This is a genomic window from Allosphingosinicella deserti (assembly GCF_003012735.1).
GTDB classification, from domain to species: domain Bacteria; phylum Pseudomonadota; class Alphaproteobacteria; order Sphingomonadales; family Sphingomonadaceae; genus Allosphingosinicella; species Allosphingosinicella deserti.
In genome coordinates, this window is record NZ_PXYI01000005.1 from 66,981 (window position 1) to 89,549 (window position 22,569).

Genomic DNA, 22,569 nt, shown 5'->3' on the forward strand with positions numbered 1-22,569 from the left:
TTTCTCAGACGGACCAGGCGGCTATTTGGCGGCGTCCGGCACCACTTCCATCTTCCAGGCCCGGACGTCGGTCAGATATGCCTCTGCTGCCTTCTGCAGATCGGCGGCAGTGATCGCCTGATACTGACCGAGCCCCTGCTCGATGCTTGCAGCGACCCCCGGGTTGGTCTGCACATTGGCGAGCTCCGACAGCCACCATTGATTGCTCGCCTTCTGACGGATGATGTTCTCGACCAGCGGCTTGCGTGCACGCTGGAGCTCGTCGGCGTCGACCGGCGTGGTCCTGAGCGAGGCGGCGATCTTCTCCGCATCGGCGAGGAAGGCGTCGAGCTTCTCGGGCGGCGCCTCGATCTGCGCCGCGAGATAGCCGTAGCCGCGGAACGTCTCGGACGCATTGTGGCCGGCGCTCGGACTGTAGGTCGTGCCCTGCTTCTCGCGGATCTCGTCGGTAAGCCGCAGCTGCAGCACCTGGCCGAGCAGGTTCAGGGTCCGCGTCTTCTTCTGGTCGGCATAGAAATCGACCGTCGGCCAGGCGATGAAGGCGAGCCCCTGGTCGGCGCGTCCCTTGTGGGTGGCGCGGACCAGGCCAGGCGCGGGAAAAGCGATCTTGCCGGCATCGGCCGGCATCGCGTCTGGCTTGCGCGGCGGCAGCGCGCCGAACGTGGTCGCAACCTGCTGGACCGCCGTGTCGACGTCGATGTCGCCCACCATGATGATCTCGATCGGCCCGCTGGCGAGCGGACCGGCGGCCAGAGCCTTGGCTCCCGCCAGGTCCGCAGCGGCGATTTCCTGCCGCGTCGGAAAGGCCCAGCGTCTGTCGCCGCCGTGAAGCAGTACACCGGAGTCGCGGTTGAAGACTCCGCCGGGGGTGCTCTGCAATTGGTCGTGGATCGGATCCCCGACCGCGCGCAGCCGGTCCCAGGCTGCCGGGCGCAATGCAGGATCGGTGGTATAGGCGGCGAGCACCTGCAGCTGGGTGGCGATATCGGCCGGCCGCGTGCGTCCGCCGAGCACGAAGGCATCGTCGTTGATCGCGAAATCGGCCCCGAATACCCTGGTGTTGAGCGCCTCCTGCATGTCCTCCTGGCTGATCTTGCCGAGACCGCCGAGGCCGTAGGCGCCGGAGGCGAGCATGAAGGCGGGAACGGTGGCCGCGGGCGAGACGTCGAGCGTGCCGTTGCCGAAGCGGGCGGCGACGAGGATTTCGTCCCTGCGGAAGTCGGTCGGCTTGATCGTCAGGCGCACGCCGTTGGCAAAGCGTACCGTGGTCACGCCAAGCGCCGCGATCTGCTTGCGCTCGGCTATCCCGCCGGGCTTGCCGAATGTCTCATATGGCCAGGCCGCCGCCTGTTTGACCGCACCGGCGCTGACCGGAGTTGCAGCCGCAGCCTGGTAGGCGGCCAGCAAGGCGGGCTCGCCCCCTTCCAGAGGGGTCGGCGCGGTCAGATACACGAGCGGCGCGCCGGCGAATTGCGCACGAAACGCGGCGGCGACCCGCTCGGCCCTCAGATCCCTCACCGCCAGATCGAACTCGGCCAGCGAGTCCGCAGGCGCCTGGAACACAGTGTCCTCGCTGGCCGCGGCAAGCATGGCCTGCGCTAGCGCGTTGGACGGGCGTGTCGCTGCACCGGCCGCGCCGTTGATCAGGGCTGTCCGGATCTCGGCAACCTCACGATCGAGTTCGGCCTGGGTGAAGCCGAAGCGCGCCGCACGGCGCTGCTCGCTCTCCAGCGCTGCCAGCGTCTCCTTCCATTTGCCGGGCTTGGCGATGCCGACGACCTGGGTGATTTCGGCGCGCTCGGCCTGCTCGCTCTTGCCGCTGCCGGCGAAGACGAACGGCGCCTCGGCCTCGGCGCCGATCCGCTGGAAGCGGCGGTTGAGGATGCGCAGGCCGAGCTCGGGCAAGAGACTTTCGGTGCGCACGGCGCGGCTGTCGGGCCTGAGATCGGGCGGCCTCACCCAGCTCAAGGAGACGCGGTTCGGCACGCCCGGATCGATGAAGACGTGGCTTTCGGCGCTGCGGGCCGCGATGCGCGACGGTGCAAGCTCCGGGCCCGCCTTGCCGCGCGGCGTCCAGCTCCCGAACGAGTCGCGGATCTTCTTCTCCATCGCGTCGACGTCGAAGTCGCCGACGGCAATCAGGGTCGCCCGGTCGGGCCGGTAATAAGCGTCGTAGAATTCCTTGAAAGCGGCTTGGGACACGCTCTTCAGCACCTCCGTCTTGCCGATCGGGAGGCGGTCAGGGAGGATGTCGCCCTTCAGCAGATAGGAGAGTTCGTCCTCGGCGTTGCGGAGCTGCGGTGTCGCGCGGGTGCGCTCCTCGGACAGGATGATGCCGCGCTCGCTGTCGATCGCCGATGGTAGAAAGGTCGCCTCGCCGGCGACCTCGCGGAGCAGGAAGATGGCGGTGTCGATCGTCTCCGCGTCCGTTTCCGGCAGATCGAGCATGTAGACGGTCTGCTGGAAATCGGTCGACGCATTGGTGTCCGGGCCAAATTTGAGGCCGGCGCGCTCGAGCCGCTTGATCATCTCGCCTTCGGGCACGTTCCTGGTGCCGTTCAGCACCATATGTTCGATGAAATGGGCGAGCCCGCGCTGATCTTCGCGTTCGGCCATCGATCCGACGTCGATCCTGAGGCGCAGCGAGGCATTGTGCGGCGGAGTCGCGTTGCGCAGGATCTGGTAGCGCATGCCGTTGGACAGCATGCCGTAGCGCACGGCGGGATCGGCCTTGAGATCGGAAACCACCGCCCCGGTCGACGCCACCGGCGCGGGCGCCGCCGATTGCCCGCCGGCGGCAAGGGCGAGCGCAAGCGCCGTCCCGACGAGATGAACGTAGCGCATGCTCTGGAAACTCCCCACATCGGCGTCACGCCGAACCCGCTCCGAAGATAGTCCAACCCGCTGAGTCCACAAGGCTTCTCGCCCGCAGCTCGGCGCATTTCCGGCGGTGCCCAAGTGCGTCTGTTCCGGCTGTCAAAGACGCTCGCATCAAACGGAAGAAGGCCCCCGCCCGGTGTCCCGGACGGAGGCCTTCCTGGTGGTCTCGAATGAGTCTTCGAGCTCAGCTCGAATAATACATGTCGTATTCGACCGGGCTCGGCGTGGTTTCCCAGCGAAGCTGGTCCTGCCACTTGAGCTCGATATAGGCGTCGATCTGGTCCTCGGTGAACACGTCGCCCTTGGTCAGGAAGTCGTGGTCGGCCTCGAGCGAGTTCAGCGCTTCGCGGAGCGAGCCGCACACGGTCGGCACCTGGACGAGTTCCTGCGGCGGCAGGTCGTACAAATTCTTGTCCATCGGCTCGCCCGGGTGGATGCGGTTCTGGATGCCGTCGAGGCCGGCCATCAGGATCGCCGCATAAGCGAGATACGGATTGGCGAGCGCATCCGGGAAGCGGAATTCGACGCGCTTGGCCTTTTCGCCGGTGCCGTAGGGGATACGGCACGATGCGGAGCGGTTGCGGCTCGAATAAGCGAGCAGCACCGGCGCCTCGAAGCCCGGAACGAGCCGCTTGTAGCTGTTCGTCGACGGGTTCGTGAAGGCGTTCAGCGCTTTGGCGTGCTTGATCACGCCGCCGATGAAGAACAAGGCGGTCTCGGACAGGCCGGCATAGCCGTTGCCCGCGAACAGCGGCTTGCCGCCGTTCCAGATCGACATGTGGGTGTGCATGCCCGACCCGTTGTCCGACTTGATCGGCTTCGGCATGAAGGTCGCGGTCTTGCCATAGGCATTGGCGACCATGTGCACGACATACTTGTAGATCTGCATGCGGTCGGCGGTTTCGACCAGCTTGCCGTAGGTAAGGCCGAGCTCGTGTTGCGCGGCCGCCACCTCATGGTGGTGTTTGTCGCAGGGCAGGCCCATTTCGAGCATGGTCGAGACCATCTCGCCGCGGATGTCGACGGCGCTGTCGACCGGGGCGACGGGGAAATAGCCGCCCTTGGCGCGCGGACGGTGGCCGAGATTTCCGACATCATATTCGCGGCCGGTGTTGGTCGGCAGCTCGATGTCGTCGATCCGATAGTAGGAGCTGTTGTAGCTGTCCTCGAAGCGGACGTCGTCGAACATGAAGAATTCGGCTTCCGGGCCGACGAACACGGTGTCGCCAATGCCGGTGGTCTTGAGGTAATCCTCGGCGCGCTTGGCGGTCGAGCGCGGATCGCGGGCGTAAAGCTCGCCGGTGCCCGGATCGACGATGTCGCAGAACAGGATCATCATCGGGGTCGCCGAGAACGGATCGACATAGACCGCGTCCAGATCCGGCTTCAGGATCATGTCGCTCTCGTTGATCGCCTTCCAGCCCTCGATGGACGAGCCGTCGAACATGAAGCCGTCGGTCAGCTGGTCCTCGTCGATCGCGGACGCGACCATCGAAAGGTGCTGCCACTTGCCCTTTGGATCGGTGAAGCGAAGATCGACCCACTCGATCTCCTCGTCCTTGATCCGGCTCAGAATCTTGCCCGCGTCGCTGGCCATCTACGTCAGTCCTTTGCTCACTTGGCGCCCGGCAGCGCCGGTGCGCGTTCGATGATGTACGCGCTCCACCGTAGGCAAAGCCGGCTCCAAGCCGGATCACTTCTGGTCAAGCGGCCCCAACCCCCGTCCCGGGCGCCCGCCCGGCACGAAACTCAGATCGCGTCCGATCCACGCTCGCCGGTGCGGATACGAAGCACTTCCTCGACATTGGTGACGAAGATCTTGCCGTCGCCGATCCGGCCGGTGCGCGCGGCCGAAGCGATCGCTTCCACCACCCGCTCGGCCAGGCCGTCGTCGACCACCACCTCCAGCTTCACCTTGGGCAGGAAGTCGACGACATATTCGGCGCCGCGATACAGCTCCGTATGCCCCTTCTGCCGCCCAAAGCCCTTGGCCTCGGTGACGGTGATACCCGAGACGCCCACGTCGTGGAGCGCCTCCTTCACTTCATCGAGCTTGAATGGCTTGATGATGGCTTCGATCTTCTTCACGCGAATCCCTCGGCTGGCGGAGTCTCTCCCCTGATTACCCGCACCCGTCCACCCCGGCGAGGCGAAAGGTGAAGATTTCACGCTGCAGGGCAGCATGGCACGACATGTGCCCGCCGCGTAAGGTGGCGTGCTGCCTCAGACTTGCTGTTCGAGGTGGATCGCGCATGCTCTTTCAATCGGACGCACGAATGCGGCCGGAGTTGCGAACGGGCATATCGAGGCGAAGGCAGGAACGTGCACGAAGTCTCCGTGACTGCGTGAGCGGGCACGGCATATTTCTCCACCCGAACAGGGATTATCGCTTAGATGCCTGAGCGGCTACAACATGGCTCGCGACATGCGGCAGTTCAACATTGCTGACGGCGCCTCGCCTCGCGTGAGCGATCGGCCGGCGGCGTTTCAAGGCGCGCTTTTGGCCGGCTCGATCGCGATCTCGTCCACCGCAATATTGTCATCGATCCGCCAGATCTTGATCGTGTGACGTCCGGCCGTCAGTCTCGGAAAGACCGCCGCCACCTCGTGTGCGTTGGCGATCACGGCGGCAATCCAGGCAGTCTGTTCCGGTGTGTTCGCCGCGCCTGGGGTGGGTGTCAGGGCTGAGGTGAGGATCTGCACCGGGCGGTCGTCGATCGAAACCCCGATCCGCACGCCCTTGGCGCCGGTCGTGTCCAGGGTCGGCGCGAGGCGCAGCGAGATGCGGGCCGCGCCGCTGAAGCCGGTCGTGACATCATATTCGGCCCGCAGTGCCGTGTCGGGCTTCGTCGCGGGGCGTCCCTGAGGCAGCGGAACGATCGCGCCCTTGCCCTGGCCGAGGTCGGCGATCGCCCGCCACGCGAGTCCGCCGGCAGGGTTCGATCGAAGCACGTCCGCCGCGTCGATCTCGATACGGTCGCCAGCACCGGACGCGGCCTTGCCGAAGACGGGCTGGACGCCCCTTTCATCCGGCGGCGTGTCGGCACCGACGCGCATGATGCTCGGCATGGTCTGTCGGGTCGGATCGTTCCAGATCACATAGCTCATGTGGACCTGGTTCATCATCCCGGCCCACTTGCCGCCGTTGATCGAATGATAGTCCGCGGTCAGAGCTGCATCTCGGGCGAAAGTCGCCTCCACGCGATCGGCGAAGTAATTGGCACGCGGATCGTTGCTGGAGGCGAGGGCCTTGTTCCAGGCCGCCGCGTAATAGAGTTCGTAAAGGTTGGAGAGAGCGCTGATCGGATAGCCGGCGAGCTGAAACCAGGCATCCCGTTGGTCGGGCCGTAGCCGGGCGCGGACTGTGTCCGCCCGCCGCGCGAGCGATCGCCAGTCGTCGACGATGGCACCGTATTCTCCGCCGTCGAGCGCGTCCTTGCCGATCGCGCCGAGGGCGAAGCTGTCCTGGTTGAGCAATTCGGGTTTGCGGCGCGCGGCCAGCCGGCTGTAGCCGGTCATCAGGCTGCCGATCTCGGACGCCATTTCGGGCCCGAAGGTCGCCGCCGCCCAGCGGGCCGGAAAGGCGTCCAGCGCTTCCGCCGTCATCGCCTCGGGATTCCACGCCATCTTCAGGAAGAAATCGAGCGGATATTCCATCGGCTTGATATCGCCGACATTGACAACCCAGAGCTGGCGCGCGCCCCGCGCGTAAGCGAGATCCATCTGCTGCCAGACCTTGCCGATCTGGTTGGTGTTGATCCACTTGTAGTTGCGGGGGCCGCCGACATAATCGAAATGGTAATAGACGCCGTAGCCGCCGCTGCGGGCGAGATCGCCCTTCGCCGGATCCGGAAGCCGGCGGATCTGGCCCCAATTGTCGTCGGAAAACAGCAGGGTGACGTCGTCGGGCACCCGCATCCCGTGATCATAATAATCCTGCACTTCCTTGTAGAGCGCCCACACCTGCGGCGTCTGGTCGGCGGGCTTGCCGGTCACCTCGGCAATGATCTTGCGCTGGTCGGCGACGATCGTCTCGAGCAGCTCGGTCGCTGTCGTTTCGGCCATCGGCTCGTCGCCGTCGCCGCGCATGCCGACCGTCACCACATTCTCGTACGCCGCGCCGCCGCCCTTCGACACCATCCGCTCGATGCCGCCGCGCCAGAAGGCCCGCAGATTGGCGGCGTTGGTGCGATAGTCCCAGCGTCCCCCGGCAACGCCATCGCCGCGCAGCCGGTGCCACTCGCTTTGCGCGCGGGTCAGCGGCTCGTGGTGGGAGGTGCCCATCACCACGCCCATCTCGTCCGCCAGCAGGATGTTTCTGGGATCGTCGAGCGCGAAGGATTTGGGCGCCCACATCGCCGGCCACAGATAATTGCCCTTCAGCCGCAGCAGCAGCTCGAACACTCTTGCATAGGCCTTGGAGTTGACGCCCCCGAACTGCTGCTTCGCCCACCCGCTGAACGCCGGGTCCTCGTCGTTGATGAAGAAGCCGCGATATTTCACGCGCGGTCGATCGCTCCGCCCTCCTGCCGTGACGAACACGTTGCTGCGCCGGGCGACGGGCACGTCCGCGAACCAGTGCCACGGGGAGACTCCGATCCGCTCGGAAAGATCGTAGGTGCCGAACACCGCGCCGCGCCGATCGGCGCCGACGATCACCAGCGCGCGGGAGATCCCCGGCAAGGGGCGGTCGACCACGATCTGGCGGAAGGCCTCCCATTGGCCGGCAATGTCGCGCGCGTCGATCTTTCCCGACGCGACGAGGCCATCGATGATCGGGCTCTCACCGAGCACCCCGATGATCACCGCAGACCCTTCTGCCTTTCCGCTGTCGGTGAGAAGGGCCGCGCGACGACCGCTCACCCGCTCCAGATCTGCGGCGAATCCGGACGTCGCGTGGCCGACGGCAGGGTCCGCCCCGGCGTCGACGAGGATGGCTGCGGGACGGCCTTTCTCGATCAGCGCAAAGCTGTCCCCCGCGGCGCGCGTGCAGACGGAAGCGGGATCGACGCAGGCCTGTGCCGCGGTGACCCCGAACAGCAGCAGGAACAGGCACCCGAAGGTGCGGGCGATCCTGAAGCGCGAAACGCGTGAGCCACCTGGCTTCATCCTTGCCCTCTCCCGAGCGGCCTTTTGGCCTACCAGCGTGTTACCGGTAACATTGGTGCCCTGCGTTCTACCGGTCTGTCAATCGTAGCCGGCTACCGGCCGGGAGATGCGGGCTTTTTCCCGTAGCAACCTTTGCCTGGCTGGCGCGCTTCCGAGGCTGCCTTTCCCGGGAGACATATCATGGTCGATCAACCCACCCGCCGCAGCCTGCTTCAGGCCGCCGCCGCCACCGGCGCCGTGCTCGCTGCCGCCCCCGCCATGTCGCAGGCGGCGCCGTCGCGGCCCGTGGGGGCTCCCGCCGATCCTCAGACCAAATATGTCAGCGAGCCGTTCCCGGAGCAGCGGCAGAAATGGCCGGGCCTGCAGCGCGACATGACGCCCGTGCCGGATTGCGGGGAGCGTTCCTATGTCGGCTCCGGCAAGCTGCAGGGGCGCAAGGCTCTGGTGACCGGCGGCGATTCCGGGATCGGCCGCGCGGCGGTGATCGGCTTCGCCCGTGAAGGTGCCGACGTCGCGATCAACTATCATCCCGACGAGGAGGCGGACGCCCGGGACGTCGCCGGCCTGCTGCGCGGCGAGGGGCGCAAGGTCGCGCTTATTCCCGGCGATCTCACCAGCCAGCGTTTCTGCGTCGATCTGGTTCGCCGCGCTCAATCGGAACTCGGCGGGCTCGATATCCTCGTCAACAATGCCGCCTATCAGCAGTCGAAGAAATCGATCGACGAGATCAGCTTCGAACAGTTCGATCGAACCCTGAAGACCAATCTCTATGCCATGTTCTGGGTCACCAAGACGGCGGTGCCGCTGATGCGGCCAGGATCGGCAATCATCAACACCACCTCGGTCAACGCAGTCGATCCGGGCGAGGAACTGCTCGATTATGCGACCACCAAGGCCGGGATCGCGATCTTCACCAAGGGTCTCGCCAAGCAGCTCGCCAAGAAGGGCATCCGGGTCAACGGAGTCGCGCCCGGGCCGATTTGGACCCCGCTCCAGGTCGTCGGCGGCCAGCTTCCAGGCGAGCTCGGCAAGTTCGGCCAGGATACGCCGCTCGGCCGCGCCGGCCAGCCGGTGGAACTCGCCGCACTCTATGTGACGCTGGCGAGCGGCGAACTCAGCTATACGGACGGCAGCATCTTCGGCGCCAACGGCGGACTCGGCACGATCTGAGCCTTGGAGCCTCCGCCACGCAGTGCGTTGAAACCGGCACCTACCGCTGCGCGCTCCGCGCCACGAACCCCGCGTCGGTCAGCTCCATGCCATCGAGATCGAGCCCGGATTGGCGCGCGCTTCGGCGAACCGCGGCGGCAACCTGGCGGACCAGCGCCGGTTTGCCCTCCGCGCCGTCCATGAAGCCGCCGATCAACGCAGCCTGTATGAGATTGGATTCGGCCATGTCCTGCTTGGCCGAGTTGTCCGCGCGCGCGATCTCGGGAAGCGTCGCCATTGCCTCCGCAGCCTGGGCGCGTACTGCGGCGATCTGATGCCGTGGCGGCGTATCGTTGCGTCCGCGGGAAGCCAGCCACGCGTTCAGCCAGTAGATCGCATAGGCGTCGGCGACGTTGTCGGTGCGCAGGCCGTAGGCGGAAAGCGCTTGCCCCATCCTGTCGAACAGAGCGGGGTCGCCGAGCTGCTTCTCGAAGGCGGCCGCCCCCTGCTTGTCCCGCACGCGCGCCGTGTCCAGAAAGCGGGCCACGTTGGCGCGGCTCCGCTCCGGCGAGCGGGTGTAGGTCAGGGACACGGCCGGCGCCGGCACCGGGCGCGCACGGCCGCGGCGCGTGGTCGCCACCGATTCCTGCGCCGCCTCGTCCATCGCCGTGCCATGGGCGATCCCGGCCATCAGGCCGCCCCAGTCGACGCCCTCCTGGGCCACAGCCGAACTGCCGGATGCAGCGAGCAGCAGCATCGATGCGGCGACAAATTGGGCACGGCTCCAGCGACGCATCGACGATCTCCCTGGCATGTTCACCGCCCTCGGCGCGACTGTCAGGCGCCCGAGGCTCCGCCCGACGATCATCGGACCGGGCGACGAATCCCTAATCGATCCGTTTAGATACAGGCATCCCCCGGCACTGGTAATCCCGCAGCATCCGCGACACGGGAGTGAGTCCGATGGTCGGCACGATTTCGGCTACCAGCAGCACGAGCAACACCAACAGCTATGCGAGCGTCAGTGCAGGGGCCTCGCCGCCGCAGGCAGGCGGCAGCCACAAGGTCGCCCGCGGGGAAACCCTGTCCGGGATCGCCCAGCGCTTCGGCTCCGACGTCGGTACCGTCGCGCGGCTGAATGGGATCAGCAATCCCAACCTCATTCATGAAGGCCAGACGCTCAAACTGCCGCAAGGCGCGGCGCAATCTTACGAGATCGCCCGCGGCGACACGCTCGGCCGCATCGCGGCAAAGAATGGGATCGGCGTCGACGCGCTGCTCGCCGCCAATCCGCAGATCGCCAACCCGAACCGGATCTATCCCGGTGACATCCTTACCATTCCCGCCGGGACGGCGCGAAGCGGCGTCGGTGAGGCCGGCGGCGTCGCCGCTGTCGGCGGCACCACCCGGATCGAGAACGGAACCCTTTCGCTCAGCGCGCAGGACGTGATCGATCTCAAGAAGACGCTGCAGACGGAATGGGTGCAAGGCGCCGGCGATGCCCAGGCGCACGGCATCATCGACACCATCCTCAACCGCACGGCCTCCGGCCACTGGGGCGATACGGTTGCCGATGTCGTCAACAGCCACAATCAATTCTCCGACATCAACGGCCCGATCTCGCGCCGCGACGGCCGCAACTCGGTCGACGACATTCCGGAGAGCCGGATCAGTGCCCGCGTCGACACGCTGGTCGACACCTATCTCGCCGCGCGCGCCGGCGGTCAGGCCTCGTCGATCGGGTCGCATCTCAATTATGCGAACCCGCATTACTCCAGCGCCAACAATCTCGGCTGGATCAATGCACTGGACGGGCCGGTGCTCGGCCGCGGCGATGCCGTCCACCACCACGGCACCGTGCCGGAGCTCGACCGCTATCGGCCGGGCGAGTTTGCGGTCGCTCTGCCCGGAACTGCGGCGGTTGCCCCGACGACCCCCAACGCCGCGGGCGGCCGGATCGACGGCAATGCCGTGGCGGCGGCCAATGGCGTCGAGGTCAAGAATGCGAGCGTGCACATCAGCCGGCTCGATGCCGCGATGGATCCGGCGATCCAGGCAGTCGCGCAGGCGGCAAGGCGGCTCGGCCTGCCGACGCCGGTGATCACGTCGGGCAATGACAGTCGCCATATGAACGGATCGCTTCATTATTCCGATCGTGCGCTCGATTTCCGCGGCAACAATATCAGCCTCGAACAGGGCCGAGCGTTCCAGAACGAGGTGCGGCGGATTCTCGGCGATCGCTACGATGTCGCGTTCGAGACATTCACCAATCGCAGCAACAATCACCTTCATGTAGAGTTCGACCCGCATTGATGACGGGGGCGCCATGACCAGGTGGATTGCAATCTTCGCGGCGTGCCTGCTGCTGCCGGGCTGCTCGCAGGCCGGCGCGCCCGCGGTCGTCAACGAAACCGCTGGAGAAACCGGGCAGCCCGCTTCGTCCGAGACACCGAAACCGCAGGCCCGGCGGGGGCAGGCTGCGACCGCGCCCGCCGCGCCTGCGACCCGCCAGCCGGCGCAATCCGGGTCGCGGGTGCTCGGCGAGAAGGACTTCACCCTCCGCGGCAATCCGGCCTGTGAGATCCGCTTCGTCTATGCCGGGCACGAGGCCGATACCGTCTTCTGGGAAGAACCGTGCGAGGCCGTGAACGCCAGTATGATGACCCAGTCGGATCTGGAGTCGTTCGACAGGTGGGAGCGCTTGGACGAATTTGCGCGCAAGTTCGTCAACGCGCTCCCGGGCGGTCAGGTCCTCTATGTCGAGGGAAGCTTCAGCGCGTCAGTCTACCCGATCGGCACCACCGGCTTGACCTACGAGGTGCCGGTCGCCGACTGACCCGGTCGCCCGCCTCAGTTTGAAAGCGCTCGCGCGAACGCGTGACAGCAGCGCCGCCGTTTGCGAGAGGGCCGGCAAAGGCAGACGGCAGGTGCGGGGCGTATGAAACATTTCGGACGAGGGCTGGCCCTGTTGTGGTCGGCAGCAGCGGGCCCGGCGCTCGCCGGGCAGGAAGGGACGCCCGTGTCGCAGCCAGCGACCGTGGAGGCCCGCGCGGCCGCGCTCGTCGGCCATTATTACCTCTCCGGAGTCCACGAAGTCGGTTCGGAGCTGCTGCTGCGCGCCGATGGAACGTTCGATTGGGGACTGGCCTATGGCGCGATCGATCAGGCGGCCAAGGGGAACTGGCGAGTCGATGGCGACGCGGTCCTGCTGGTCGCGGATCTCAAGCCAAGCGACGCGCCGCTGTTCGCCTATGCGGCAACGGAGGGCTGGAGCGCCGAGGCCGTGGAGGAACGCGCGCAACGTTCCGAACAGGATCTGATTGCGGCCGTTCACGCGCGCTGTCCCTTCCTGCCGGATCTGCAGGTGGTCGCGACGTCCGCGCCGCCGCTATTCGGAGATAATTCCGTCCCCGCTGCTACGCTTCGCGATCGCGCCGCCGCCGCGATGCGCGAGGCTGTGGCGGCGCGCAGCCGGGTGGAGGCGCTTGCCGCCAAATGGACCGCCAGGAGCGCGGCCGATCCAGCGCGCCTCAAGGCCGCACGGGCCGCGATGGACGCATGGTCCGAGGCGCGGTCGCGCGCGGTGGCGGCGGCGGACTCCGCAGGTCTGCCGTCTCCGGATCTGGCCGAGCCGGCATTGCCGGAGGCGTGCAGGTTACCGGAGGCTGAGGTGGCCGGCGACTCGGCTGGTCTCGGCGTCCAGGTGATCGATCCTGCGTCGAGCAGGCCCGCGCGCAACGTTCAGGTGACGCTCCGGTTCGCCGACGGCAGTGTCGAGACGGTGACCACGGGCAGGGGCGGATTTGCTTTCCTCGCGGGCAAGCCTGGAGCCGCCGCGGTGGGAGCCATTCTGCACCTCGACCAGGCTCCGGAACGGGACGGCACGTTCGCTTTCCCCCCGGCGACGGACGGGATCATCCGCTTTTCGGTCGATCTGGATCAGCTGGCGCTGCCCGCCTTCGTCGATCTGCGTCTGCGCATCGACGACGGCGACCTGCTGCTGGGCGGCCCCGGCGACGGCCGCTACGAACGGCGACCTTGAACCGGAGTTCTTGGACCGGCATCACCCTTCGAGCGTGCAGCCTTGCAGCAATGTCGTGCCGGCGAGTGCCTTGACGCTGTCGCAGGAGAGGGTGACGGAATCGCCTTTGGCGAGGCTCGCGAGCCGATCCCGGTAATTCGAAGGGAAGTTCGCGACGACGAAGTTGAGCGGCGTCCTGCCCTCGAGAGAAATGGCCGGGGTGGCACCCGGCATGACCATCGATGCGATCGTCCCGGTGACGGTGACAGGCCCCGGATAGCGGGCACTTGCGCCGTCCGGGTCCGAGCGGAAAGCTGAGTCCAGGCTCGAAGCGGTCGTTCGGGAGCCGGAAGCGCCGGACCCTTCCTTCTCCGCTTCGCCCCCGCCGGCACTGCCGACGGCTTTGGCGCTTTCTCCGCTCTCCTCCGCGGCACGCTGTCGCTCGTCGCCGCGCTGGCTCCAGACCATCAGGATGATCACCGCAATGCCGACAGCAAGCATCAGCGGCAGGATCAGCCCGCCCGCCCGGCTGCCCTGCGCGGGGGGAACGGGGCCGCCGCTTGCGGCGGCGGCAGCGTGCATTGTTGAAGGCGTTGCCACGGGTGAGGGGGTCACTGGAACTGGATCGGGCGGAACTGCGGACGGGCCCGCGGGCGGGGCGGCCGCGGTCGCCACCGCAGCACCGCACGCGGGGCAGAAGCGGGCGCCGTCGGGAAGGTTGGTGCCGCACGCACTGCAAAACGCCATCGCCATCGCTCCTCTCGTCCACTCAGATGGACGACTCCGAAGCCCGCAGTTCGTTCCACATCCGAACCGGAGGCGGGAGACGAAGCTGCTTTGGCCGCACTGCAGTCTTTGGTCCGGATGACGCAACTGCCGGATCAGGGAATGTACGGGATCTCGTCGAGGATGCTGGTTCCGGTTCTCCGTTTGCACCAGCGATCGATCAGGAACACGGTCACCAGCCCAGCGAGGAAGGCTCCGATCGGTGCCACCGCCGGTGCCCCGCCGCCGGGCAGGACCAGCCGAACGAGCGCGTCCAGTGCCGTGTAGGCGCCAAACCCCGCTGCCAGCCCTCCGACAAGTTCGGCGAGGGCAAAGCCAAGGAGGAGCAGGCACCCGCCTTGGCGGGGCTGATCGGCGTAGGCGGAAGACGGCGGGGTGAAGCGCCGACGGGGCTTGGGCCGGGCGCCGGGTCGGGCAGGCGCTACAGGGGTGCGATCGGCAAGCGTGCGTTCGGGCGCGAGCATCCACCAGTGCAGCGATCGATAGAGCGCATAGACGATCGCCACGAGCAGAATGCCCATCAGCACGAACCCGCCGGGCTCGCCACCGTCGGGAAACCAATGTGCCGTGATCATTGCCGCGGCGATCACGCACAGGCCGAAGGCTGCACAATGGAGGAGAAAATCGATGCCGCCCCGGCGCACGAAACGATCGTGCTCCGCCTTGGTTACGGGCCGTGCGGGGCCACGCCCGTTGGCGCGGTAGACGTAAGTCTCGCCCTGCTTCTCGAACTGCAACGCCATGCCCGTGCCGAACAGCGAGAGGATGCCCATTCTTGCTCCTGCATCAGCCCAAACCAACGCGCCGAACGCGCGAGGAGGCGCATTCGACCCGCGCAGCTTGCCGCTCGTGGGAGCAAGCTTGCGTCAATCAATAAGGCGGCTTGTCCAACCCGCCCGGGCTCTTCGTGAAGATCTCGCAGCCGTCTTCGGTGATCCCGATCGAGTGCTCGAACTGGGCGGAGAGGGTGCGATCGCGGGTCACCGCAGTCCAGCCGTCGTCGAGGATCTTCACCGCCGGCTTGCCGATGTTGATCATCGGCTCGATCGTGAAGAACATGCCCGGCTTGAGCTCGGGGCCGGTTCCGGGACGGCCGGCATGGATCACCTCAGGCGCGTCGTGGAAGATGCGGCCGAGGCCATGGCCGCAGAAATCGCGGACGACGCCGTAGCGGTTCTTCTCGGCGTGTGTCTGGATGACGTGGCCGATGTCGCCGAGATGATTGCCGGGCTTCGCCTGTTCAATGCCGAGCATCAGGCATTCGTAGGTGACGTCGACCAGCCTCCGCGCCTTCACTCCGACATCGCCGACCAGAAACATCCGGCTGGTGTCGCCATGCCATCCGTCGAGCAGGATGGTGACGTCGATGTTGACGATGTCGCCATCCTTCATCACGCGGTCACCCGGAATGCCGTGGCAGACGACATGGTTGATCGACAGGCACGACGATCCCGTAAAGCCGCGATAGCCGAGCGTCGCCGGCACGCCGCCGCGAGCGCGCATCTCGCGATAGACGATGTCGTCGATTTCCTGGGTGGTCACCCCGGGGAGGACGTGCGGCACGAGTGCGTCGAGCACCTCGGCGGCCGCGCGCCCGGCACGGCGCATGCCCTCGAAGCCCTCGGGTCCGTGGAGACGGATTGCGCCCGAACGGGTGGGGACATCGTCGGCGGTCACGGCTTCGTATTGCGTCATCCGCCCCATATAGTCGCATGGGCAGGATCGACAAAGCGCGCTCCGGGTTGCTCGGCAGCTTTTCTTCGCGCAGGGGCGTTGGTCGCAGCAGGCAGGCGGAGAGGCACGTGGCGACGGATCGTATCTACACGGCGGGATTGCTGGTGATCGGCGACGAGATCCTCTCCGGCCGTACCCAGGACAAGAATATCGCCCAGGTCGGCAGCTGGCTGAACCTGCAGGGGATAAGGTTGCGCGAAGTGCGGGTCGTACCCGACGTTATCGAGGAGATTGCCGGCGCGGTGAACGCGTTGCGCACCCGCTACGATTATCTGTTCACCACCGGCGGCATCGGGCCGACCCACGACGACATCACCGTCGATGCCATCGCCCATGCGCTCGGCGTACCGGTGGTCGTCCATCCCGCCGCCCGCGCGACGCTGGAGGCCTATTACGAGACTCGCGGCGGCCTCACCGAGGCGCGGCTGCGCATGGCACGGGTGCCCGAGGGGGCGGACCTAATCGAGAATGCCTTGTCCGGCGCGCCCGGGATCAAGGCGGGCAACATCTTCATCATGGCCGGAGTGCCTCATATCGCGGTGCTGATGATGGAGGCGCTTTCCGGCACGCTCGAAGGCGGCAAGCCGCTCATCTCCCGTACCGTCGGCGGCATCGTGCCGGAGAGCGAGGTCGCCGAGATCCTCCGCCAGGTCGAGGCCGCCTATGAAGGCTGCCAGATCGGCAGCTATCCCTTCTTTCGCGAGGGCAAGGTCGGCGCCAATTTCGTGATCCGCTCCACCGACGAGGCCGAGCTCGACGCCTGCGAGGCGGAACTGATCGCCCGCCTCGAAGCGGATGGGCGCACGTTGGTCAAAGGCGGGATCTAGCCTCGGATCCGACGCCCGCACCCGTTCGAGCGCCACGACCCGCCCGAACGATCCTCCAGCGCATTATCCGAGACCTCTCGCTCAGCCCCGGACCCACTCCACCGCCTCGCCGATCGCGCCGTAGATCGCGTCCAGATCCGCCTCGCCGATGCAATAAGGCGGCATCAGGTACACCGTGTTTCCGAGCGGCCGCACCAGCAGGTCGCGGTCGCGGAAGAAAGCGAGCAGGCGCGGGCCGAGTGCCGACATGTACCCCGTCGCCACATCCTCGATCTCGAAGGCGGCGATCGTGCCGATCTGCCGGGCATTGGCGATCCCGCGCAATCCGGCGAGCCGTTCGGCCTGCCGCCGGCCGAGCAGATCGATCCGTTCCTGCACCGGCTCTTCGCGCCAGATGGCAAGGTTCGCGTTGGCGGCGGCGCAGGCGATCGGATTGGCGGTGTAGCTCGACGAGTGGAAGAATTGCTTCGCCCGATCCTCCGAAAAATGGGCGTCGTAGATCGGCGGCGTCGCGAGAGTGACGGCCAGCGGGATCGCGCCGCCGGTCAGGCCCTTGGACAGGCACAGGATGTCGGGAACGATCCCGGCTTGGCTGCAGGCGAGCAGGGTGCCGGTGCGGCCCCAGCCGGTCATCACTTCGTCGGCGATGAACAGCACGTCGTGCTGGGCGCAGATCGTGCGCATCGCCGCGAGCGTTTCGGCGGCGTAGATCAGCATGCCGCCGGCGCCGAGGATCAGCGGCTCGACGATGAAAGCGGCGGGCTTGTCCGGGCCGCGGCAGGCCGCATCCAGCGCGTCGAGCGCTGCCTGTTCCGCTCCCGCGGCCGGGAAGGGGATCGTGCCGACGTCGAACAGCAGGGGGGCATAAGCCTGGTTGAACACGCCGCGAGCACCGACCGACATCGCGCCGATCGTGTCGCCATGATAGCTGCCGGCCATTACCAGGATGCGGTGCCTCGGCTCGCCGCGGTTCAGCCAGTAGCCGAGCGCCATCTTGAGCGCGACCTCGACGCTGGTCGACCCGCTGTCCGAGAAGAAGACGTGGGCGAGCGGCGCCGGCATGATCTCGATCAGCCGCTGCGCCAGGGTCTCGGCCGGCGCGTGGGTCCAGCCGGCGAAGATGATCTGGTCGAGCCGCGCCGCCTGCTCGGCGATCGCTTTCATGATGCGCGGATGGCAATGGCCGTGGGTCGTCACCCACCAGGAGGAAATCGCATCGACGATCCGGCGCCCGTCGTGCGTGTAGAGCGCCGCGCCCTCTGCATGGCTGATGGTCGGGATCGGCTCGCCGAGCCCGTGCTGGGTGAAGGGGTGCCACACCGGCGAGCTCATCGGAAATCCTCGATGTCGAAGGCGGCGGCGAAAGCGGCCGCGAGTTGCTCAGGCGCCAGCGACGCGAGCGTCGGCAGGCGCCCGAGGCGCTTGACCCGGCCGATGGCGGCGATGGTCGCTTCGCTGTCCTCCACCGCGTCACCCGAAAAGGCGATTCCGAGGATCGGCACGCCGCGGGCGCGAAGCGCCTCGATGGTCAGCAGCGAATGGTTGATCGTGCCGAGTGCCGTTCGGGCGACGATCACCACCGGCAGCTGCCAGCGCGCAAACAGATCGGCGTAGAGGCAGGTCCGCGTGACCGGCACCAGCGCGCCTCCTGCGCCTTCGATGACCAGCGGATCGGCGGCGGGCGGAACCAGCGCATCAAGGTCGATCGCGACATCGTCCAGCTCGGCGGCCCGATGGGGCGAGCAGGGCGTGGCGAGCCGGTAGGCTTCGGGGAGGATCGTCGCGCCGGGGACGAGTGCCGCCACCGCGCCCGCATCGGAGCCGTCCTCCAGCCCGGCCTGGATGGGCTTCCAGTAACCGGCACCGAGCGCGCCGACGAGCGCGGCCGAGAACAGGGTCTTGCCGATGCCTGTATCGGTTCCGGTCACGACCAGCTTCATACGATCGTCCGCAGGCAATCAGCCAACGCGTCGACCGCGGCCTCGTCGACATTGAGGGTGATCGACAGTCGGAGCCGCGAACTTCCGGAGGGGACAGTTGGCGGACGGATGCCGCGGACGTCGAAGCCGGCCTGCTGGAGCCGTGCGGCGGCGGCCATCGTCGGTCCGTCGTCGCCGAGAACGAGCGGCAGGATCTGCGAACCGGTTGCGGTCGCGCCGAGCGGCACCAGCTTCGCCTCGGCATAGGCTGCGTGCGCCTGCAGCGATTGCTGCCGCGCCGGTTCGCTGCGCACGAGCGCGATCGCGCTGCGGAGCAGGGCCGCCATCAAGGGCGACGGGGCGGTCGAGAAGATGAACGCGCGGCCGCGATTGACCAGGAAGTCACGGACGATGGCTGGGCCGCAGACCAGTGCGCCTTCGACGCCGAGCGCCTTGCCGCCGGTGTGGACGGTGATGAGGTCGGCACGACCCTGGAGCGACGCGGCGAGCCCGCGGCCTTCGTTGCCGAACACGCCGGTGGCATGGGCCTCGTCGACGATCAGGATGCCGTCGTGCCGGGCTGCGATGGCAGAGAGCGCCTCGAGCGGGGCGCGATCGCCGTCCATGCTGTACAGGCTCTCGACCGCAATCCACGGTCGACCGATTCCGCCGCCGCGCCGCCAAGCGGCGATCGCATTCTCGACGGCGTCCGCATCATTATGCGCTGCCGCGACGCTCGCCGCCCGCGCGAGCCGCAGCCCTTCGTGGACGCTGGCATGGATCAGCGCGTCGTGGACGATCAGATCGCCGGTCTGCGGCAGCGTGGAGAGGAGGGCGGCATTGGCCGCATAGCCGCTCGAGAAGAAGAGGGCGCTTTCGGCGCCGAGCCAGGTTGCCGCGTCCGCTTCGAGCGCCTCATGCTCCTCGTGATTGCCGCGCAGCAGGCGCGAACCGCCGGAGCCGATCGCGACGCCACGCGCCAGCGCCGCGGCAGCGGCGTCACGCAGCGCAGCGTCGGCGGCGAGACCGAGATAGTCGTTGGAGGCGAAATCGAGGCCCGTCCGCGGCCGCAGCGACCGGTGCCGGTCGATCCGCGCAAGCGCCTCGAGATTCCGTTCGAGTTCGGGAAGAGCAAGCATGCGCCGTCCCTATCCGACATCGAAGCGCGGCGCGAGGCAGCGCCCCGCGTCCGCAAGTGTGGGTGCCCGCACGCCCGCCCTTGCCCGAACTCCATCCCTATGATCGCGCCCGTTCGGACTGAGCCGGTCGAAGTCCTTTCCTTCGGGCGCGCTTCGCCGATCGTTATGAAGCCGTACGGCCCTCACCCGCGAGCAGCAGATCGGCCACGTCCGCAAGCGAGCCGAGCGTCGCGATGGTCAGGCGTCGGGTTTCCTCGGTGGGGCCGAGCAGGTCCGGAATCATGATCGTCGGCAGCCCGGCCGCGGCTGCGGCGCGAACGCCGTTGTGCGAATCCTCGAGCGCCAAAGCGTGCTCGGCGGACACGCCGAGCGCCTCGAGCGCCTTGAGATAGGGGTCGGGCGCCGGCTTGGGACGGGTGACGTCGCTCAGGGTGACGATCCGGTCGAAGCGATCCAGAATACCGGCCGAGCGAAGCCGCTCCTGCGCCCGGGGCGTTCCGGTCGAAGTGACCACCGCCCGGCGCAGACCGAGCCGGTCCAGCGTGTCGAGGAAGTAGGACAGGCCCGGCCGCGGGGGCGCGCCGTGGGCGAGGATCTCGGCGAAGCGCGCATCCGAATCCGCGTAAAAGGCGTCGAGCGGGAAATCCGGCCCGAGCGCTTCGCGCAGGGTGATCCGGTTCTGCGGGCGATGGACACCGACCGTTTGGAGGAAGAGCGCTTCGGGAAGATCGAAGCCGAGATCGGCGGCGGCCGCCTTCATCGTTTCGTGGTGGGCGGCTTCGGTGTCGAGCAGAAGGCCGTCCATGTCGCAGATGACGGCGTCGAGCGGGTTGGGAAGTTTCGGCATGGCGCGGTCAACGCGCCCGCGGCCGAAGCGTTCGCTCGCCGTCGCGCGATTTCGCTAAACTACTGGAACCGTAGCGAGAAACCATGCGCGGCAGCACTTTTTTCACCACCTTCTGAGACAATCGGGGGAGGAGACGGAGATCGATGAACGTGCAGCTCAAAGCCTTTTTGATCGCAGTCGCGACCTTCACCGTCTTCGACGCAGCCGTGTGGCACGGCCAGTACCGCGACAAGGCGATATTGAAGGCCTCTATGGCCACCCACTGGGTGATCAACCAGAAATGGGGCTGAGTCGCGCCGAATCATGCTCTCGCTCCTGGGTCTGAGCGGTGACCCGATCCGGATCGATGCCGCTGCCGGATGTCACTTGTTTCCGTGTGTTCCAGGTCGCCGAATGATATCTTCCGACTCGGCCGCTCCGGCGTGCCAAATCTGTTGACATTCGTGTAAGCGGGCCGCAGGCAAATCCCGCTCAGGAGGAAACAATGTTCCGCCACCCGATCGGCATCCTGCCCGCCGACATCGATCATATGGGGCACGTCAACAATTCGGTCTACCTGCGCTGGGTGCAGGAAGCCGTCGTCGGTTATTGGGAAAAGGTCGCACCGTCCGATGCGGTCGCGGCGCATCTCTGGGTCGCGCTCAAGCATGAGATCACCTATCGCAGACCGGCTTTCTTGGACGATGTCGTTGTTGCCGACGTGTTCGCCGAAGGGGTGCAGGGCGCACGCGCCTTTTTCAGCACCGTGATCAAGCGCGGCGAGGAGGTCGTCGCCGAGGTGAAGAGCAGCTGGTGCTGCCTCGATGCCGCGACCAAGCGCCCGGCACGCCTCGCCAAGGACGTGGTGCGCCGCTTCCTGCCGGAATAGAGCGCGCACGCGCGAGTCTCAGGCGAGCCGCTCGGGCACTTCCTGCGCTTCTTCGGTGAGCGTTTCGCGCGGCGCGACTGCCTCCCAGGGAAAGACGAACCAGCGCTTGTCGGTCTCTCGATCGATCGTCTCGGCGGCGTACTCGGCATTCGCTTTCGATCGAACATTGTTGATCAGCACGGCCACCCGCACCTCGTCGGCGGCGCCGCCATGCGCCTCGATCTTGGCACGCAGGTGATCGATCGTGGTGCCGCTGTCGTTGATGTCGTCGACGATCAGGATGCGCCGTCCGTCCTTGCTCTTGGCGGCGAGCTTGACCAGCAATTCGTCCGCGAAACCCGGCTCGCCGGAGCTGTGATCGACCGAAAGCATGGCGATCCCGGTGCGGTGCGACAGATAGGCCGCGGGCACCAGGCCGCCGCGGCCGATGCCGACGAGGAAATCCGGCTTCCAGTGATCGGTGTCGAGCCGCTGGGCGAGCGCTTCGACTCCGTCCAGGAATTGCTCATAGGGTATGTAGAAAAGTTCGGGTTCGCCCGTCATGCGCTCGTCCGCCAGTCTGGATGCCCGCTTCGCATAACCGGCCCCGCCTATGGCCGCAACGAAGTCCGGGTCAGGCGTCGGGCGCGGCGATCAGTTCGATGACGATGAGGCGGTTGTCGCCGGTGCGTCGGGGCAGCGTCAGCCTATAGTGGAATTCGTCGGTCCGCTCGACCAGGCCGGCCCAGTCGAGGATGGGATTGGAACCGTAAGGCGGTGCCGTCTTGGTGCGGGCTGGGACTGTGGCGCCGAGGAAGACGAGATTGTCTCCCTCCTTCACGTCCCACAAATAGCCGCCGATCCGGGTGCCGACGATCTCGCTGGCGAAACTCAATTGCTCCCCCGAGACACCGACATAGCAAAAGCCGCTTCTCGACACGCTCCAGGGCGGCACCCTTGCCGCGCGCGATCCGATCCTGATCGCCCGGCATCGATAGGTCCCCGGTGCCGGTGCCGGGCGCTTCAGGCGCGTTTCCGGATCGAGCAACTCTCCTTCGGCGGCCAGCGCGCGGCGATAACGCCGCCTCACTTCGTCAAGCGCTTCCTCCCAGGCGGCCGGAAGGGCATCGAGAAGTTGCGCATCCTGCTCGGTGGCGACGCCGCGCCAGGCCTCGACCTCGACCGGTTCTTCTTCGACCGTCACCACAGGTTGTGGTGCGGCCACCTCTTTCCTCGACGTCTGGCAACCGCCAAGCGCCATCATGGAGGACACGGCAAAGATCAGCCCAAGGAGCCGGTACATGGCACCTC

Annotated in this window: 21 protein-coding genes and 1 pseudogene; 7 read left to right on the forward strand and 15 right to left on the reverse strand. The window is 66.9% G+C overall.

All coding sequences use genetic code 11. The annotated features are described in order from the left end of the window. Positions 1 to 21 precede the first annotated feature (21 nt). From C7I55_RS15780 to C7I55_RS15795, 4 genes are all read right to left on the reverse strand, one after another. Positions 22 to 2,844: a M16 family metallopeptidase gene (locus tag C7I55_RS15780; protein ID WP_106513980.1), complete on the reverse strand. Its 2,823-nt coding sequence runs from the start codon at positions 2,842 to 2,844 to the stop codon at positions 22 to 24. 220 nt (positions 2,845 to 3,064) lie between these two features. Then, on the reverse strand, positions 3,065 to 4,477 hold the full coding sequence (glnA, locus tag C7I55_RS15785) for a type I glutamate--ammonia ligase (RefSeq protein WP_106513981.1): 1,413 nt from the start codon (positions 4,475 to 4,477) through the stop codon (positions 3,065 to 3,067). A 152-nt stretch (positions 4,478 to 4,629) separates the two neighbouring features. Continuing rightward, positions 4,630 to 4,968 carry a P-II family nitrogen regulator gene (locus C7I55_RS15790; protein ID WP_106513982.1) on the reverse strand — a complete coding sequence of 113 codons (339 nt, stop codon included), beginning with the start codon at positions 4,966 to 4,968 and terminating at the stop codon, positions 4,630 to 4,632. 399 nt (positions 4,969 to 5,367) lie between these two features. Continuing rightward, the gene (locus tag C7I55_RS15795) at positions 5,368 to 7,989 is read right to left on the reverse strand and encodes a glycosyl hydrolase 115 family protein (RefSeq protein WP_106513983.1); all 2,622 of its coding nucleotides are present in this window, start codon (positions 7,987 to 7,989) and stop codon (positions 5,368 to 5,370) included. Between the two features lie 180 nt (positions 7,990 to 8,169). Between C7I55_RS15795 and C7I55_RS15800 the strand changes: the two genes are divergently transcribed. Then, positions 8,170 to 9,159 (forward strand): SDR family oxidoreductase, encoded by a 990-nt coding sequence (locus C7I55_RS15800; protein ID WP_106513984.1) that lies wholly within the window; start codon positions 8,170 to 8,172, stop codon positions 9,157 to 9,159. A gap of 40 nt (positions 9,160 to 9,199) precedes the next feature. Here the strand turns inward: C7I55_RS15800 and C7I55_RS15805 are convergent, their stop codons facing one another. Continuing rightward, positions 9,200 to 9,934, reverse strand: coding sequence for a DUF6683 family protein (locus C7I55_RS15805; RefSeq protein ID WP_106513985.1), 735 nt, complete (start codon positions 9,932 to 9,934; stop codon positions 9,200 to 9,202). Between the two features lie 167 nt (positions 9,935 to 10,101). On the opposite strand from C7I55_RS15805, the gene C7I55_RS15810 reads away from it, so the two are divergent. The 3 genes from C7I55_RS15810 (at position 10,102) to C7I55_RS15820 (ending at position 13,180) form a co-directional block, all read left to right on the forward strand. After that, positions 10,102 to 11,451, forward strand: a complete 1,350-nt coding sequence (locus C7I55_RS15810) for a LysM peptidoglycan-binding domain-containing protein (RefSeq protein ID WP_106513986.1) — start codon at positions 10,102 to 10,104, stop codon at positions 11,449 to 11,451. A 13-nt stretch (positions 11,452 to 11,464) separates the two neighbouring features. Next, entirely contained in the window at positions 11,465 to 11,974 is a 510-nt protein-coding gene (locus tag C7I55_RS15815) for a hypothetical protein (RefSeq protein WP_106513987.1), read from the forward strand. A gap of 183 nt (positions 11,975 to 12,157) precedes the next feature. Then, the gene (locus C7I55_RS15820; RefSeq protein ID WP_106513988.1) at positions 12,158 to 13,180 is read left to right on the forward strand and encodes a hypothetical protein; all 1,023 of its coding nucleotides are present in this window, start codon (positions 12,158 to 12,160) and stop codon (positions 13,178 to 13,180) included. A gap of 21 nt (positions 13,181 to 13,201) precedes the next feature. Here the strand turns inward: C7I55_RS15820 and C7I55_RS15825 are convergent, their stop codons facing one another. The 4 genes and pseudogenes from C7I55_RS15825 to map all read right to left on the reverse strand — a co-directional run bounded on the left by C7I55_RS15825 (position 13,202) and on the right by map (position 15,640). Further along, on the reverse strand, positions 13,202 to 13,741 hold the full coding sequence (locus C7I55_RS15825; protein WP_233222240.1) for an OB-fold putative lipoprotein: 540 nt from the start codon (positions 13,739 to 13,741) through the stop codon (positions 13,202 to 13,204). Positions 13,742 to 13,840: 99 nt separating this feature from the next. Further along, positions 13,841 to 13,912: pseudogene (locus C7I55_RS29480) on the reverse strand (zinc-ribbon domain-containing protein); the annotation flags it as partial. Between the two features lie 128 nt (positions 13,913 to 14,040). Then, positions 14,041 to 14,718 carry a hypothetical protein gene (locus tag C7I55_RS15830; protein WP_106513990.1) on the reverse strand — a complete coding sequence of 226 codons (678 nt, stop codon included), beginning with the start codon at positions 14,716 to 14,718 and terminating at the stop codon, positions 14,041 to 14,043. A gap of 97 nt (positions 14,719 to 14,815) precedes the next feature. Continuing rightward, on the reverse strand, positions 14,816 to 15,640 hold the full coding sequence (gene map / locus C7I55_RS15835) for a type I methionyl aminopeptidase (protein ID WP_106514301.1): 825 nt from the start codon (positions 15,638 to 15,640) through the stop codon (positions 14,816 to 14,818). Positions 15,641 to 15,747: 107 nt separating this feature from the next. Here map and C7I55_RS15840 point away from each other — a divergent pair, with 107 nt between their 5' ends. Next, positions 15,748 to 16,506, forward strand: a complete 759-nt coding sequence (locus tag C7I55_RS15840; RefSeq protein ID WP_233222241.1) for a competence/damage-inducible protein A — start codon at positions 15,748 to 15,750, stop codon at positions 16,504 to 16,506. A gap of 81 nt (positions 16,507 to 16,587) precedes the next feature. On the opposite strand, the gene C7I55_RS15845 is transcribed toward C7I55_RS15840, so the two are convergent. The 4 genes from C7I55_RS15845 to C7I55_RS15860 form a co-directional block, all read right to left on the reverse strand. Continuing rightward, a complete protein-coding gene (locus C7I55_RS15845; RefSeq protein ID WP_106513992.1) occupies positions 16,588 to 17,838 on the reverse strand; it encodes an adenosylmethionine--8-amino-7-oxononanoate transaminase in 1,251 nt (416 codons plus the stop codon). Continuing rightward, complete coding sequence (gene bioD, locus C7I55_RS15850; protein ID WP_106513993.1) at positions 17,835 to 18,446, reverse strand: dethiobiotin synthase; 612 nt, start codon at positions 18,444 to 18,446, stop codon at positions 17,835 to 17,837. Before bioD ends, C7I55_RS15845 begins: the two co-directional genes overlap by 4 nt. Beyond that, a complete protein-coding gene (locus C7I55_RS15855; RefSeq protein ID WP_106513994.1) occupies positions 18,443 to 19,564 on the reverse strand; it encodes an 8-amino-7-oxononanoate synthase in 1,122 nt (373 codons plus the stop codon). Before C7I55_RS15855 ends, bioD begins: the two co-directional genes overlap by 4 nt. 163 nt (positions 19,565 to 19,727) lie before the next feature. Beyond that, a complete protein-coding gene (locus tag C7I55_RS15860) occupies positions 19,728 to 20,411 on the reverse strand; it encodes an HAD family hydrolase (RefSeq protein ID WP_106513995.1) in 684 nt (227 codons plus the stop codon). Positions 20,412 to 20,554: 143 nt separating this feature from the next. Between C7I55_RS15860 and C7I55_RS28200 the strand changes: the two genes are divergently transcribed. Both C7I55_RS28200 and C7I55_RS15865 read left to right on the forward strand, forming a co-directional pair. Continuing rightward, positions 20,555 to 20,701, forward strand: coding sequence for a hypothetical protein (locus tag C7I55_RS28200; protein WP_158266448.1), 147 nt, complete (start codon positions 20,555 to 20,557; stop codon positions 20,699 to 20,701). A 194-nt stretch (positions 20,702 to 20,895) separates the two neighbouring features. Then, complete coding sequence (locus tag C7I55_RS15865; protein WP_106513996.1) at positions 20,896 to 21,279, forward strand: acyl-CoA thioesterase; 384 nt, start codon at positions 20,896 to 20,898, stop codon at positions 21,277 to 21,279. An 18-nt stretch (positions 21,280 to 21,297) separates the two neighbouring features. Here C7I55_RS15865 and C7I55_RS15870 read toward each other — a convergent pair whose 3' ends face one another. Both C7I55_RS15870 and C7I55_RS15875 read right to left on the reverse strand, forming a co-directional pair. Next, positions 21,298 to 21,822 carry a phosphoribosyltransferase gene (locus C7I55_RS15870; RefSeq protein ID WP_106513997.1) on the reverse strand — a complete coding sequence of 175 codons (525 nt, stop codon included), beginning with the start codon at positions 21,820 to 21,822 and terminating at the stop codon, positions 21,298 to 21,300. Between the two features lie 70 nt (positions 21,823 to 21,892). Further along, a complete protein-coding gene (locus C7I55_RS15875; RefSeq protein WP_158266449.1) occupies positions 21,893 to 22,561 on the reverse strand; it encodes a DUF4893 domain-containing protein in 669 nt (222 codons plus the stop codon). Between the last annotated feature and the right edge of the window lie 8 nt (positions 22,562 to 22,569).